At 65.5% G+C, this 13,593-nt stretch carries 14 protein-coding genes; 8 read left to right on the forward strand and 6 right to left on the reverse strand.

The window, feature by feature from the left end; translation table 11 throughout:
* Positions 1-63 precede the first annotated feature (63 nt).
* The 3 genes from proC to GB927_RS13350 form a co-directional block, all read right to left on the reverse strand.
* The gene (gene proC, locus GB927_RS13340; RefSeq protein ID WP_256117490.1) at positions 64-882 is read right to left on the reverse strand and encodes a pyrroline-5-carboxylate reductase; all 819 of its coding nucleotides are present in this window, start codon (positions 880-882) and stop codon (positions 64-66) included.
* Between the two features lie 2 nt (positions 883-884).
* Complete coding sequence (locus GB927_RS13345) at positions 885-1,385, reverse strand: type III secretion system chaperone family protein (protein WP_256117491.1); 501 nt, start codon at positions 1,383-1,385, stop codon at positions 885-887.
* Positions 1,386-1,776: 391 nt separating this feature from the next.
* The gene (locus GB927_RS13350) at positions 1,777-2,034 is read right to left on the reverse strand and encodes an accessory factor UbiK family protein (protein ID WP_117366739.1); all 258 of its coding nucleotides are present in this window, start codon (positions 2,032-2,034) and stop codon (positions 1,777-1,779) included.
* A gap of 242 nt (positions 2,035-2,276) precedes the next feature.
* Here GB927_RS13350 and lgt point away from each other — a divergent pair, with 242 nt between their 5' ends.
* The 7 genes from lgt (at position 2,277) to GB927_RS13385 (ending at position 8,887) form a co-directional block, all read left to right on the forward strand.
* Positions 2,277-3,089 (forward strand): prolipoprotein diacylglyceryl transferase, encoded by an 813-nt coding sequence (lgt, locus tag GB927_RS13355; RefSeq protein ID WP_439655494.1) that lies wholly within the window; start codon positions 2,277-2,279, stop codon positions 3,087-3,089.
* An 8-nt stretch (positions 3,090-3,097) separates the two neighbouring features.
* Positions 3,098-4,198, forward strand: coding sequence for a class I SAM-dependent methyltransferase (locus GB927_RS13360; protein ID WP_256117495.1), 1,101 nt, complete (start codon positions 3,098-3,100; stop codon positions 4,196-4,198).
* A 101-nt stretch (positions 4,199-4,299) separates the two neighbouring features.
* Positions 4,300-5,091, forward strand: coding sequence for a peptidoglycan editing factor PgeF (gene pgeF, locus GB927_RS13365; protein ID WP_256117496.1), 792 nt, complete (start codon positions 4,300-4,302; stop codon positions 5,089-5,091).
* 37 nt (positions 5,092-5,128) lie between these two features.
* Positions 5,129-6,280: a M24 family metallopeptidase gene (locus GB927_RS13370; protein ID WP_256117497.1), complete on the forward strand. Its 1,152-nt coding sequence runs from the start codon at positions 5,129-5,131 to the stop codon at positions 6,278-6,280.
* A gap of 115 nt (positions 6,281-6,395) precedes the next feature.
* On the forward strand, positions 6,396-7,172 hold the full coding sequence (locus GB927_RS13375; RefSeq protein ID WP_256117498.1) for a hypothetical protein: 777 nt from the start codon (positions 6,396-6,398) through the stop codon (positions 7,170-7,172).
* 124 nt (positions 7,173-7,296) lie between these two features.
* On the forward strand, positions 7,297-8,229 hold the full coding sequence (locus GB927_RS13380; RefSeq protein WP_256117499.1) for a ribose-phosphate pyrophosphokinase: 933 nt from the start codon (positions 7,297-7,299) through the stop codon (positions 8,227-8,229).
* 88 nt (positions 8,230-8,317) lie between these two features.
* Positions 8,318-8,887: a Kazal-type serine protease inhibitor family protein gene (locus tag GB927_RS13385; protein ID WP_256117500.1), complete on the forward strand. Its 570-nt coding sequence runs from the start codon at positions 8,318-8,320 to the stop codon at positions 8,885-8,887.
* 184 nt (positions 8,888-9,071) lie between these two features.
* On the opposite strand, the gene GB927_RS13390 is transcribed toward GB927_RS13385, so the two are convergent.
* The 3 genes from GB927_RS13390 to GB927_RS13400 all read right to left on the reverse strand — a co-directional run bounded on the left by GB927_RS13390 (position 9,072) and on the right by GB927_RS13400 (position 12,201).
* Entirely contained in the window at positions 9,072-9,446 is a 375-nt protein-coding gene (locus tag GB927_RS13390) for a DUF779 domain-containing protein (protein ID WP_256117501.1), read from the reverse strand.
* 133 nt (positions 9,447-9,579) lie between these two features.
* Complete coding sequence (adh, locus tag GB927_RS13395) at positions 9,580-11,088, reverse strand: aldehyde dehydrogenase (RefSeq protein WP_256117503.1); 1,509 nt, start codon at positions 11,086-11,088, stop codon at positions 9,580-9,582.
* A gap of 153 nt (positions 11,089-11,241) precedes the next feature.
* Positions 11,242-12,201 (reverse strand): helix-turn-helix domain-containing protein, encoded by a 960-nt coding sequence (locus GB927_RS13400; protein ID WP_256117504.1) that lies wholly within the window; start codon positions 12,199-12,201, stop codon positions 11,242-11,244.
* A 203-nt stretch (positions 12,202-12,404) separates the two neighbouring features.
* Here GB927_RS13400 and GB927_RS13405 point away from each other — a divergent pair, with 203 nt between their 5' ends.
* The gene (locus GB927_RS13405) at positions 12,405-13,589 is read left to right on the forward strand and encodes a benzoate/H(+) symporter BenE family transporter (RefSeq protein WP_256117784.1); all 1,185 of its coding nucleotides are present in this window, start codon (positions 12,405-12,407) and stop codon (positions 13,587-13,589) included.
* Positions 13,590-13,593: the final 4 nt, after the last annotated feature.

The following is a 13,593-nucleotide window of genomic DNA, read 5'->3' on the forward strand; positions in this document are numbered from 1 at the left end:
TGGAAGCAATTCCAGGAAAAGTGTGAAGCGGTCTTCCGTCAGGAATTGCGTAAAACAACGAGCTCAGCCCGCCAGTTCCTCGGCGCGCGTGCGGGCGGCGGCGATGGCCTTGTCGAAGAGCGGCTGCATGCCGTTCTCCGCCATCAGGACCGAGAGGGCCGCGGCCGTGGTGCCGCCGGGCGAGGTGACGTTCTGGCGCAGGCGGCCGGCGTCGTCGGGGGACTGGTGAAGCAATTCACCAGCCCCCGCGACGGTTTCCCGTGCGAGCCGCATGGCGAGGTCCGCCGGCAGGCCCAATTTGCGCCCTGCCTCCGCCATGCACTCGACGAGATAGAAAACATAGGCCGGGCCGCTGCCCGAGACCGCCGTGACGGCGTCGATATCGCCCTCGGTCGCGACCCATTCGACGGGACCGCTGACCTTCAGCAGGGAATGCACGAAATCGCGCTGCGTTTCGGAAACCCGGGCATTGGCAAAGGCGCCCGTCACGCCGCGGCCGATCATCGCCGGCGTGTTCGGCATGGCGCGCACGGTGGCGGCCTCGCCGAGATGACCTTCGAGATTGGCGATCGTCTTGCCGGCGGCAACCGAAACCACGACGGTCTCCGGCCCGACCAGCCCCTTCAGGCCCGGCAGGACCTGATCGATGAGCTGCGGCTTGAGTGCGACGAAGAGGATGCCGGCCTTCAAGCCCTCGGGGGCTGCCGTTTCATGGCGCGCACCGTTATCGGCGATCAGCTTGGCCATGGCCGGCTGCGGGCCGGGATCGATCACGATCACCGAGGAGCCGGCAATGCCGCTCTTCAACCAGCCGGCCAGCATCGCGCCGCCCATATTGCCGGCGCCGATGAGAACGATTGGCCCTGAACCTGCAACTGCCATTTTTACGCTTCTCCGACGGTCTCGAAGAGCACCGCATCGACGGCGGCTTCAGCCGCCATGCCGGACCAGACGACGAACTGGAAGGCCTGGAAATAGGCTTCGCAGGCTTCAAGCGCGCTGGAGAGCAGCACCTCGACCTGCTTGTTGGTGGGCTCGGCACCGCCGGCAAGCAGCAGCGACTGGCGGAAGATCACCACGTCCTCGCGGCGCCACAGGTCGAAATGGCCCATCAGCACCTGGCCGTTCACATGCGAGAGCAGGCAGTGCACCTCGGCGACGCGGCTTTCGGGAACCTTGATGTCGAAGGCGCAGGCAAGGTGCAGCGCCTCGAACTCTTCCATCCACGAGAAGGAGACGTGGTAGTCCGTCCACTTGCCCTCGACGGTCATCGCGATCTCGTCTTCGCCGGAGCGTTCGAAGGTCCAATCATTGTTGGCCGCGACGAACTCGATCATGTCGACCGGGTTGGACTGACGCCCGATATCCAATTCCATAAGGCTCATGCATCACCTTCTCGACCGGCAGGCGTGCAAAATCGCGCTCACACCGCGACGCTGCAAACCATACTCGGAGATACAACACTGAATGATTGCTCGGCACTAAACGCAATCTGGACGACTTACCCTGCCCGAAGCTTGCGCTGCCCGTCTCGAATCATCATTTAAAATCAGTGTATAACGGCGGAGTCACGACGCCAGCCCCCGCCCCGCCATTTTCTCCGCCCGGTTGTGGACAGAGGTTGCGAAAAAGATTCAGGTCGGAGGCTTAAAGGACTCTGCGAAAAGGGCTTTTCGGATGTGTCCACAGGGGTAAAAATTTTATTAAAAAAAACGGTTGGCGCGATGTGAATCACGCCAACCGGCTCTCGTCTAGCAAAACCTGTCCTGAAACAGCTCAGTTGCCCGTGTTGAGGCGGGCTTCGAGGGCCTCGATGCGCTTCAGCAGCGCGTCGTTTTCGTCCCGCGCCTTGATCGCCATTTCGCGCACCGCTTCGAATTCCTCGCGCTTGACGAGGTCCATGCCGTTGATGAAGCGTTCGGCCTGCGCGCGGAACACCGTCTCGGCCTCCTTGCGCACGCCCTGGGCGGCGCCGGCGGCATCGGTCATCAGCTTGGCGAAGTCGTCGAGAATGCGGTTGGCACCGGTGGTCATGGTCTGCCCTCCTCGGGTGTCGATGGTGGTCCTGCGGGCAATCCTCGCCCGCGCCTTGGCACTGAGGTAGGGTCTGGAACCGTTCCTTGCAAGCGGATTCCGGTGGATCGCCGGCCGTTCGGGCCACTCGGCGGCGCCCTATCACGATTTATCGCCTTGACCCTGCCGTAAGGCGCCTCCATCTTCCGCGCGAAAACCGGAAGACATTAGCCTTGACGAACATAGCCCAACTCTTCGCCATCATGCCCTACCCGGAGATCGATCCGATCGCCTTCTCCATCGGCCCGGTGGCCGTGCACTGGTACGGCATCGCCTATGTCGTGGGCATCCTGCTCGGCTGGGTCTATGCGCGCCGGCTGATCGAGACGCCGCGGCTGTGGGTGGGCGGCGCGCCGATGAGCCGCACCCAGCTCGACGACTTCCTCGTCTGGGCCGCCGTCGGCATCATTCTGGGCGGCCGCATCGGCTATATCCTGTTCTACGATTTCCCGAACGTCGCGGCCGATCCGCTGCGCGCCCTCCAGGTCTGGAACGGCGGCATGTCCTTCCATGGCGGCCTTGCGGGCACGACGCTCGCCATGATCCTCTTCGCCCGCCGCAACGGTATCGCGATGTGGAGCCTGTTCGACATCGTCGCCGCCGTCGTGCCGATCGGCCTGTTCTTCGGCCGCATCGCCAATTTCGTCAACGGCGAGCTCTGGGGCCGCCTGTCGGACGCGCCCTGGGCCGTCATCTTCCCGGAGGCCGGCCCCTTCGCCCGCCATCCGAGCCAGCTCTATGAGGCAGGCCTCGAAGGCATCGTCCTTCTCGCCGTGCTCGCCATCGCCATCTATCGGTTCGGCGCCCTGAAGCGCCCCGGCATCGTCACCGGCATCTTCGTCGCAGGCTATGCGCTGTCGCGCATCACGGTGGAGTTCTTCCGCGAGCCGGACCCGCAGCTCGGCTATCTCGTCGGCGGCTGGCTCACCATGGGCATGCTGCTCTCGCTGCCCATGCTCGCCCTCGGCCTGTGGGCGATCGTTCGTGCCCGCGCGGCCCGGCCGGCAAGCGCCTGAGCACGCCCATGCCGACACCCCTCGCCCGCAAGATCAAGGCGCTGATCCGCACCAACGGCCCGATCAGCGTCACCGACTATTTCGCGCTCTGCCTCGCCGATCCCGAACACGGCTATTACCGCACCCGAGACCCCTTCGGCCGCGCCGGCGATTTCGTCACGGCACCGGAGGTGAGCCAACTATTCGGCGAGATGCTCGGCATCTTCCTCGTCCATGCCTGGCAGAAACACGGCGGGCCTTCCGAGGTGCGCATCGCCGAGATCGGCCCCGGCCGCGGCACGATGATGGCCGACATGCTGCGCGTCATCGCCAAGCTCGCGCCGCAGCTCTATGACAGCGCGACGATCCACCTGATCGAGACGAGCCCGAAGCTGCGCACCATCCAGCACGAGACGCTCGGCACACACGCCTCCCGCGTCACCTGGCACGACAGTTTCGAGGAACTGCCGGACGGTTTCGTCCTGCTCGCCGCCAACGAGCTTTTCGACGCGATCCCGATCCGCCAGTTCATCAAGACCACGGCCGGGTTTCGCGAACGCCTGGTTGGCCTCGACGCCGAGGATGAACTCACCTTCGCCGCCGGTGTCGCCAGCCTCGACCCGGCGCTCATGCCGGAACATCACAAGTCCGTGCCGAACGGCACAATCTTCGAGATCGCGCCGGCCCGCGAAGCCGTGATGGCGACGATCGGCGAGCGTATCGCCCGTTTCGGCGGCACCGCGCTGGTGATCGACTACGGCCATTTCGTCACCGGCTTCGGCGATACGTTGCAGGCGGTACTGAAACACGATTTCGACCCGCCGCTCGCCCATCCCGGCGAGGCGGACCTGACGAGCCATGTCGACTTCGAACGCCTGGCCGGTGCTGCCCTCAGTGCGGGCCTGCATGTGCACGGCATGCTGCACCAGGGTGATTTCCTCGTCGGCCTCGGCATCGGCGAACGCGCCTCCGCGCTCGGCCGCCACCGCGACGAGGCGACGCAGCAGTCGATTCTTGCCGATGTCGACCGGCTGGCAGGCTCGGGTGCGGGTAAAATGGGCGATCTTTTCAAGGTGTTAGCCGTCGGCAGCACGCAGCTCGCACTGTCTCCCTTCCGCCAGCCGGATTGACACCGGGCCTCGGGCCGGACAACATCCGGCCCGATTTGCACCCCGAATGCCCCGGCGGAATCCTTGCCCGGCAGCCCGTCCCCAAGCCCAGCCGAGAGACCATGCAGGATAAAGCGCTTCCCTCCCCGATCGAAAGCCCGCTGTTGGCGAAAGGCGCCGGTTATGCGGCGCAGCACGGCTTCTTCACCCGGGCCGGCGGCGTATCGGAGGGAATCTATCGCGGCCTCAATGTCGGTCTCGGCTCGAAGGACGCGCGCGGCAATGTCGAGGAGAATCGCGCCCGCGTCGCGCGCTGGTTCGCAGCCGCGCCGGAGCGGCTCGCCACCGTGCACCAGGTCCATTCGCCCGACGTGATCGTGGTCGACGACAGCTATGACGGCGCGCGGCCACAGGCCGACGCGCTGGTCAGCGCCACGCCCGGCATCGTGCTCGGCGTGCTGGCGGCCGATTGCGGCCCGATCCTGTTCTGCGACCCGCAGGCACGCGTCGTCGGCGCGGCGCACGCCGGCTGGAAGGGCGCGCTCTATGGCGTGCTGGAAAACACCATCGCCGCGATGGAAGCGCTTGGCGCGAAACGCGAAAACATCCTCGCCAGCCTCGGCCCTTCGATCGGGCGTGAAAATTACGAGGTCGGCCCGGAATTCGTCGAACGCTTCCTCGCGGTCGATAAAGCCTACGAGCGCTATTTCACGCCCTCGCAAAAGGCCGGGCATGCCATGTTCGACCTGCCGGGACTGACCACGCAGCGGCTGAGCGATGCCGGGGTGACGGCAGAAAACCTCGATATCTGCACCTATCCCGACGAGGATCGCTTCTACTCCTACCGGCGCACGACCCACCGGCAGGAGCCCGATTACGGACGCCAGATTTCGGCGATCATGATAAGGGCGTAAGCCCACAGATTAGATGAGGACGGGGGAGAACACCGCCATGGCCCTTCACTTCGACACCGAGGAATACGCCAACCGGCTCCAGCGCCTGACGTCGCGCATGCGCGAAGAGAAGATCGAGGCCATGCTGCTGTTTTCGCAGGAGAGCATGTACTGGCTGACCGGCTACGACACGTTCGGCTACTGCTTCTTCCAGACGCTCATCGTCAAGGCGAACGGCCAGATGGTGCTGCTGACGCGCTCCGCGGACCTGCGCCAGGCCCGCCACACCTCCAACATCGAAAAAATCGAGATCTGGGTCGACCGCGTCAATGCGGACCCGACGATGGACCTGAAGAACCTGCTCTCCGACCTCGACCTTCTCGGCTGCCGCATCGGCATCGAATATGACACGCATGGCCTCACCGGCCGCAATGCGCGCCTGCTCGACAACCAGCTCCAGAGTTTCGGCCAGATCGTCGACGCCTCGGCGATCGTCAGCCGCCTGCGCCTCATCAAGAGCCCGGCCGAGATCGCCTATGTCGAGCGTGCCGCCGCCCTGTCCGACGACGCGCTGGCAGCGGCCCTGCCGCTGATCGTTCCCGGCGGCGACGAGGCGACGATCCTGGCCGCGCTCCAGGGTGCGGTGCTGGCCGGCGGCGGCGATTATCCCGCCAACGAGTTCGTCATCGGCTCCGGCGCCGATGCCCTGCTCTGCCGCTCCAAGTCCGGCCGACGCAAGCTCGATGCCGAGGACCAACTGACCCTCGAATGGGCCGGCGTCAGCGCCCGCTACCATGCGCCGATGATGCGCACCGCCCTCATCGGTACGCCGTCCAACCGCCACCGCGAGCTCTACAGCGCCTGCCGCGAGGCAATCCAGGCGATGGAAATGGTGCTGCGCCCCGGCAATACCTTCGGCACCGTCTTCGAGACCTTCGCCCGCCTCATCGACGAGCGCGGCCTTGCGCGCCACCGGCTGAACACCTGCGGCTATTCCGTCGGCGCGCGCTTTGCGCCCTCCTGGATGGACCAGCAGATGTTCCTGCTCGGCAACCCGCAGGAGATCGAGCCGAACATGTCGCTCTTCGTCCACACGATCATCCTGGACTCCGACACCGGCACCGCGATGACGCTCGGCCAGACCTATCTGACGACGACGGACACGCCAAAACCACTGTCGCGCTACGGACTGGATTTCATCGAAGTCTGACGGGCCGGTGAGGGCTCACAAGATCCCGCAATTGACAGGCAATGGAGCGCCACCCATAAATCGTTGCGGGGACGGAGGAGGCAAAAAGGCCTCCCACAGGACACGGACGAAAACGATGCAGGAGCTGATGACGCGGCTAGCACTGATCGGCCTCATTGCCACCCTTGCCGGCTGCAACAGCACGGATGCGCTGACGCCGCAGGTCGATGTCGGCGGCGGCAGCTTCAACTCGCCGCCCGTCACCCAGAACGACCTCGACCAGATGAGCGCGCAGTCGACGCCGGTCACCACGACCACGCAGGAAACCGCCTTCACGCCCGCCAACGGCAACGGCACCTCGACCGGCACGGACACCGCCGGCACGCTTGAGGCCCAGGCCGACGCGCTCGCCCGCAACAGCGGCACGCGGCGCGACACCACGCAATCCGACGCCGCCCTTGCCCGCACCACGGCGCAGCGCTCGCTGGCAGCGGAAACCTCGGTCGGCGCCGAGGAGATCGCGGCCGTCCCGACCGCTGCCGAGGCCGGCGAGACGATCCGCTTCCTACCGATCATCGGCGCGCCGGTCGAGGCGGTCACGCCGCTCTCCAAGCGGCTGGGCGCGGAAGCACGCACCAACGGCCTGACGATCCGCAGCGCTTCCGACAATTCCAGCAAATACATCCTGAAGGGCTACTTTTCCGCGATGAACGACAATGGCAAGACGACCGTGGTCTATGTCTGGGACGTGCTCGACGGCAGCGGCGCGCGGCTCCATCGCATCCAGGGGCAGGAAAGTGTCTCGGGCACGGCATCCGATCCGTGGGCGGCTGTACCGGCACGCACGATGGAGGGCATCGCCCAGAAGACGATCCGCGAGTATCTCGACTGGCGCGGCGCCACGCGCGGTTAAGCACGTCCGGGGTTTAATCACAGGCAAATGCGAAGAAACGCTTTTCCCATACGGCAAAGCCCTTGCATTCGCAGGCATTGCCGGTAAAAGGCCCCCCATCAGCATAAGCACAGGCGGACCATAGATGAAGGTTTTCGCGGGCAATTCGAACCGGCTTCTGGCCGAAGCGATCTGCAATTATCTGAATGTCCCGCTCGGCCGTGCCACGGTCAGACGCTTCGCAGACCAGGAGATCTTCGTCGAAATCCAGGAAAACGTGCGCGGCGAAGACGTGTTCGTCGTGCAGTCGACCTCGTTCCCGACCAACGACCACCTGATGGAACTGCTGATCATGATCGATGCCATGCGCCGCTCCTCGGCGCGGCGCATCACCGCCGTGATCCCCTATTTCGGTTACGCCCGCCAGGACCGCAAGCCGGGTCCGCGCACACCGATCTCGGCAAAGCTCGTCGCCAACCTCATCACCGAGGCGGGCGCCGACCGCGTGCTGACGCTCGACCTGCATGCCGGCCAGATCCAGGGCTTCTTCGACATTCCGACCGACAACCTCTACGCCGTGCCGATCCTGGCGCGTGACGTGAAGGAAAACTACAATCTCGAAAACGTCATGGTCGTCTCGCCGGACGTCGGCGGCGTGGTGCGCGCCCGTGCGCTCGCCAAGCGCCTCGATTGCCAACTGGCGATCGTCGACAAGCGCCGCGAACGCGCAGGCGAATCCGAAGTGATGAACGTCATCGGCGATGTCACCGGCAAGGACTGTCTGCTGATCGACGATATCGTCGATTCGGGCGGCACGCTCTGCAACGCGGCCGAAGCGCTGCTGAAGAACGGCGCGACCAGCGTCACCGCCTACATCACGCACGGCGTGCTCTCCGGTGGTGCCGTGGCCCGCGTGACCTCCTCCAAGCTCAAGGAGCTTGTGATCACCGACTCGATCCAGCCGACCACCTCCGTCCAGTCGGCGCACAACATCCGCGTCATCTCGACGGCCAACCTGCTCGGCGAGGCGATCAACCGCACCAGCGCGGAAGAGTCGGTATCGAGCCTCTTCGACTGATTTTCCACCGTTTCGATTTCTGCCCGCGGCCGATACCGGCTCCTCGCTTTATGCGCTAAGTTCCGCATAGATTCGTTAGGGGAAATCCATGATTTCGATGTCGCCATTCTTCCGCCGGCTGGCGGGCCGCCTTGCCATCCTTCTTGCCGCCGGCACGCTTGCGGCCTGCTCGGTCGAGGTCGACCAGGGCGGCAGCGGCTACAATCCGCGCCCGCCGCAAATGTGCACGCGCGAATATGCGCCGGTCTGCGGCGAGCGCGGCCGTGACCGCCAGACCTTCGCCAATGCCTGCGAAGCGCGCGCCAGCGGCTACGGCATCGTCGGCCGCGGGGAATGCCAGTTCCGCCGCCCGGATCGCGACAATGTCGGCTGGCAGGACCAGGATCAGGATCGCGACGGCTGGAGCCGTCCCGACCGCGACAGGGACCAGAACCGCGACCGTGATCGCAATCGCAACGACAGGGACCGCCGGGATCGCGATCGTGAGGGCGACAATCGGGGCGACCGCGAGCGGCCGCGCGACCAGCGGGCCTGCACGATGGACTTCAATCCGGTCTGCGGCCGCCGCGGCAACGATCTGAAGGAGTTCGGCAATGCCTGCTCGGCCGAAGCCGCCGGCTTCCGCGTCTTCAAGTCCGGCCAGTGCCCGGTGCGCTGAGAACGTCATTATATGAAACGACGAGCCCGCCGTTACCGCGGGTCAGACTGCTGACACAATCCGCCAAACCTCTCCTCCGTCATGGTCGGGCTTGACCCGACCATCCACCCTCCGAGCGTGCAGATGGATCCTCGGCTTAAGGCCGAGGATGACGTCGGGGATGGAGCGAGGGTATTCTTCAGCTTCAACGCCCCGGCAGCGGGCAGGCCTCGCCGCCGCCGAACAGGCGCGAGCGGGTGAGGAAGCGTTTCTCCCGGCCATTGTCGAGCGAGAACATGCCGCCCCGGCCGGGCACGACATCGATGATCAGCTGCGTGTGCTGCCACACGCCGAACTGGCTCTCGCTGATATAGACCGGCACCCCGCCGATTTCGCCAAGCTTCACGTCCCGGTCGCCGACGATGTAGTCGTCCGTCGGGTAACACATCGGCGAGGAGCCGTCGCAGCACCCGCCGGACTGGTGGAACAGGATTTTCGGATAATCCGCCTGGATTTCCCGGATCAGCGCAAGCGCTGCATCGGTCGCCACCACGCGCGGCTCGCCAGTCGTCTCGGTCATGCGGCTCTCCTCCAAAAGCGTACCCTCTCCCCGCTGGGGGAGAGGGTCGGGCGGTTGGGCAAGGTGGGGGTCACGCCCCGGTCCGCCCGTCTGTTGCCTTCGCCCCGCAGGCGGGGAGAAGGGAGGCGGTCGCTCAGAAGAAGCCGAGCGCCTTGGGAGAGTAGCTGACCAGCATGTTCTTGGTCTGCTGGTAGTGGTCCAGCATCATCTTGTGCGTTTCGCGGCCGATGCCCGACTGCTTGTAACCACCGAAGGCGGCGTGGGCCGGATAGGCATGGTAGCAATTGGTCCACACGCGGCCAGACTGGATGTCGCGGCCGAAATGGTAGCAGCGGTTCGCATCGCGGCTCCACACGCCGGCACCGAGGCCGTAAAGCGTGTCGTTGGCGATTTCGAGCGCTTCCGCGTCGTCCTTGAAGGTCGTGACCGAGACCACCGGCCCGAAGATTTCCTCTTGGAAGACGCGCATCTTGTTGTGACCCCGGAAGATGGTCGGCTTGACGTAATAACCGCCGGCAAGGTCGCCTTCAAGTTCGTTGCGCCCGCCGCCGGTCAGCACTTCCGCGCCTTCCTGGCGGCCGATATCCATGTAGGACAGGATCTTTTCGAGCTGTTCGGAGGATGCCTGCGCACCGATCATCGTCGCCATGTCGAGCGGGTTGCCCTGTACGATCTTCTCGACGCGCTTGACGGCCTTTTCCATGAAACGATCGTAGATCTTCTCATGCACCAGCGCACGGCTCGGGCATGTGCAGACCTCGCCCTGGTTCAGCGCGAACATCGCAAAACCTTCGAGCGCCTTGTCGAGATAGTCGTCGTCTTCGTTCATCACGTCGGCGAAGAAGATGTTCGGCGACTTGCCGCCGAGTTCCAGCGTGACGGGAATGAGGTTCTGGCTGGCATATTGCATGATCAGGCGGCCGGTCGTCGTCTCGCCGGTGAACGCGATCTTGGCGATGCGCGGGTTGGAGGCGAGCGGCTTGCCGGCTTCCAGACCAAAGCCGTTGACGATGTTGAGCACACCGGCCGGCAGCAGGTCGCCGACGAGTTCGGCCCAGAGCAGGATCGAGGACGGCGTCTGTTCGGCGGGCTTCAGCACGACGCAATTGCCGGCGGCAAGTGCGGGAGCGAGTTTCCATGTCGCCATCAGGATCGGGAAGTTCCAGGGGATGATCTGGCCGACGACGCCGAGCGGCTCGTGAAAGTGGTAGGCGATCGTCTCATGGTCGACCTCGCCGATCGAGCCTTCCTGCGCGCGAACGCACGAGGCGAAATAGCGGAAATGGTCGATGGCGAGCGGAATGTCGGCTGCCATGGTTTCGCGCAGCGGCTTGCCGTTGTCCCAGGTTTCCGCGCGGGCGAGAAGGTCGAGATTGTCCTCCATACGCTGGGCGATCTTCATGAGGATGTTGGAGCGCTCGGTGGCCGAAGTGCGGCCCCACTTGTCCTTGGCGGCATGTGCGGCGTCGAGCGCGAGTTCGATGTCGGCGGCGTCGGAGCGCGCGATCTCGCACAGCTTGCCGCCGGTGATCGGCGTGATGTTGTCGAAGTAGCGGCCGGCGACCGGCTCCTTCCACTCGCCACCGATGAAGTTGCCGTACTTCGTCTTGTACGGGTTTTCGACGATCTTCTGATGCAGCATGGTCTTTCCTCCCACGAAAAGGCCCCGGATGGGCCGTCGGAGAGGATGGTGCTGCGCTTCGCGCGTTCATGATAGGGGCGTGCCGGCGATGGCGGCGGGGACTGTTTCAGAATTGAGACAGAGCGATGCGACAGGCTGTGCTGCGCCGCAGCATCAGTTGATCGAGAGCTTCTTCATCTTCCGGTAAAGCGTCGCGCGGCTGATGCCGAGCTGGTCGGCCGCCTGGCTGACATTGCCGCCGGCGCGCGAAAGCACGCGGCGAAGCGCTGCGCGCTCGGCATCGTCGAGGTCGCCGCCTTCCTCCGCCCGGTTCTCATGCAGGAGATCGGACGCGGGAACGCCGGCGGCGATACGCCGGTCGTCGAGGCCCAGGAACTGGCGCGCCGCGCGGGTGGCGCCGAGCACGAGATCGTCGCGGTCGACGGCAAGAAGCGCCGGTGCCGCGCGGCCATCGACGGGGACGAGCAGGATGCGGGCGGCGGCGAAGGCGCGGCGGAACAACCCCGCCTCGATGCGGGCGGCCGCGTCGCGCACGGCCTGCGAGAGGATCGACATGGTCATCTCGTTCGCATCGTCGCGGCAGGTGGAGATGTCGATCGCGGCAGCGATGCGGCCGGTATGATCGCGGATCGGCGCCGTCGTGCAGGAGAGCCCGGTATTCTGCGAGAGGAAATGCTGGTCGCGGAGGATCAGCACCGGCCGCTCGTCGGCAAGCGCCGTGCCGATGCCATTGGTGCCGACGCTCGCCTCGCTCCAGACCGTGCCGGACCAGAGCCCGACGCCGCGGAAATCGCGATCGTCGCCGGCAGCACCCCGGCGTTCCAGCGCAATGCCGTTCTCGTCCGTCAGGAGCAGGCAGCAGCCGGCCTTGCCGACGGTGGCAAACAGCCGGTCGATCTCGCCGGATGCTTCCTCGATGAGGGCGCTGGAGCGGGCGCGGGCCTGGCGGAATTCCGATTCGGTGAGCCGCCAGGGCACGCGCGCCTCTTCCGGAGAAAGGCCATGCAGGGTGAGGCAGCGCCGCCACGAGGCGGCAACGGGCGAACTCGCCGCAGCCGAGGCATGGGCCGCAACGGTCTGAACATGATCCGCGTGATCGAAACGCGCAGGCATCCGCTCTCCTCCCCGAAAGCTTCCGACCGATCGTCGCATTAGAATACAACGCTCAAGGACTATAGCCACGTTTCTGCCGGCTGGTCCAGCAGCACCAAGGTCGAAGCCTCCATGTGGTAACGGCGCCCTGCCCCGACAAGGCTGTTTCCAAGCACCACGCCGCCTGTTACGACTGCGCCTCCCTTTCCATGACCGATTTCATCATGCTTCGTGACTTTTCCGCCCAGGCCCTTTTCATGGGCGTCCTCACCGCCTTCGTCGGCTTTGCCAGCTCCTTCGCGGTCGTGCTGCACGGCCTCACCGGCGTCGGCGCCACGGAGGCGCAGGCCACGTCCGGCCTCATGGCCGTCTGCGTGGCGCTTGGCGTGAGCATGATCCTGCTCAGCGCCGTGACCAGGCTTCCGATCGCCATCGCCTGGTCGACGCCGGGCGCGGCCCTGCTCGCCAATTCCGGTCCCATCGAGGGCGGTTTCCAGACGGCGGTCGGCGGGTTTCTCGTCTGTGGCGTGCTGATCGTCATTGCCGGCCTCTGGAAGCCGCTCGGGCGCATGGTCGCCGCCATTCCAACCTCGCTCGCCAACGCCATGCTTGCGGGCGTGCTGATCGGCCTTTGTTTCGCGCCAGCCAAGGCGATCGCCTTCAATCCCTTGCTCGGCCTGCCGATCGTGCTGGCCTGGGCAATCGTCGGCGCGTTCAACCGGCTCTATGCGGTGCCGGCGGCGCTTGCCGCCTTCATCGCCGTACTGGCCTTCGGCGTCGAGGTGCCGCCGGGCGCGCTGGCCGGCCTCGCTGATTCGCTGGCGCCGAACCCGGAATTCGTGATGCCAATCTTCACAGTGGCGGGCTTCGTCGGCATCGCCTTGCCGCTGTTCATCGTCACCATGGCCTCGCAGAATATTCCGGGCATCGCCGTGCTGAAGGTCAACGGCTACGAACCCGCGCCAGCGCCCCTTTTCGCCACGACCGGCGTCTTTTCCCTGCTCTCGGCCCCCTTCGGCAGCCACGCGGTGAACCTCGCGGCCATCACCGCCGCCATGTGCGCCGGCAGCGATGCCCATCCGGACCCGAAGAGACGCTATTGGGCGCCGATCGTCGCGGGTGTCTGCTATGTGGTGTTCGGCCCCTTCGTCGGCGCGGTCACAGCCTTCGTCGCCCTCGCCCCGCCGATCCTCATACAGGCGGTCGCCGGCCTCGCGCTGATCAGCGCCTTCGCCAATTCCGCGCTCAATGCCTTCAAGGAAATCGAGGGACGCGAAGCGGCGGCAGTGACCTTCCTCGTTACCGCCTCGGGCGTCTCGTTTGCCGGCATTTCCGGCGCGTTCTGGGGACTGGTCGCCGGCGGCCTGATGCTGGGGCTCGCCCGGCTCACCGCCAAGCGCCGCGGCTGAAACC

Source organism: Shinella lacus (genome assembly GCF_010994755.1).
GTDB classification, from domain to species: domain Bacteria; phylum Pseudomonadota; class Alphaproteobacteria; order Rhizobiales; family Rhizobiaceae; genus Shinella; species Shinella lacus.

Excerpts from the sequence above, each read along its gene's own strand:
- GB927_RS13375 (WP_256117498.1), top strand. The coding sequence starts at position 6,396 with ATGCAGGAGCTGATGACGCGGCTAGCACTGATCGGCCTCATTGCCACC.
- GB927_RS13360 (WP_256117495.1), top strand. The coding sequence starts at position 3,098 with ATGCCGACACCCCTCGCCCGCAAGATCAAGGCGCTGATCCGCACCAAC.
- GB927_RS13380 (WP_256117499.1), top strand. The coding sequence starts at position 7,297 with ATGAAGGTTTTCGCGGGCAATTCGAACCGGCTTCTGGCCGAAGCGATC.
- proC (WP_256117490.1), bottom strand. The coding sequence starts at position 882 with ATGGCAGTTGCAGGTTCAGGGCCAATCGTTCTCATCGGCGCCGGCAAT.
- GB927_RS13390 (WP_256117501.1), bottom strand. The coding sequence starts at position 9,446 with ATGACCGAGACGACTGGCGAGCCGCGCGTGGTGGCGACCGATGCAGCG.
- lgt (WP_439655494.1), top strand. The coding sequence starts at position 2,277 with ATGCCCTACCCGGAGATCGATCCGATCGCCTTCTCCATCGGCCCGGTG.
- adh (WP_256117503.1), bottom strand. The coding sequence starts at position 11,088 with ATGCTGCATCAGAAGATCGTCGAAAACCCGTACAAGACGAAGTACGGC.
- GB927_RS13385 (WP_256117500.1), top strand. The coding sequence starts at position 8,318 with ATGATTTCGATGTCGCCATTCTTCCGCCGGCTGGCGGGCCGCCTTGCC.
- GB927_RS13370 (WP_256117497.1), top strand. The coding sequence starts at position 5,129 with ATGGCCCTTCACTTCGACACCGAGGAATACGCCAACCGGCTCCAGCGC.
- GB927_RS13350 (WP_117366739.1), bottom strand. The coding sequence starts at position 2,034 with ATGACCACCGGTGCCAACCGCATTCTCGACGACTTCGCCAAGCTGATG.
- GB927_RS13405 (WP_256117784.1), top strand. The coding sequence starts at position 12,405 with ATGCTTCGTGACTTTTCCGCCCAGGCCCTTTTCATGGGCGTCCTCACC.
- GB927_RS13400 (WP_256117504.1), bottom strand. The coding sequence starts at position 12,201 with ATGCCTGCGCGTTTCGATCACGCGGATCATGTTCAGACCGTTGCGGCC.
- GB927_RS13345 (WP_256117491.1), bottom strand. The coding sequence starts at position 1,385 with ATGAGCCTTATGGAATTGGATATCGGGCGTCAGTCCAACCCGGTCGAC.
- pgeF (WP_256117496.1), top strand. The coding sequence starts at position 4,300 with ATGCAGGATAAAGCGCTTCCCTCCCCGATCGAAAGCCCGCTGTTGGCG.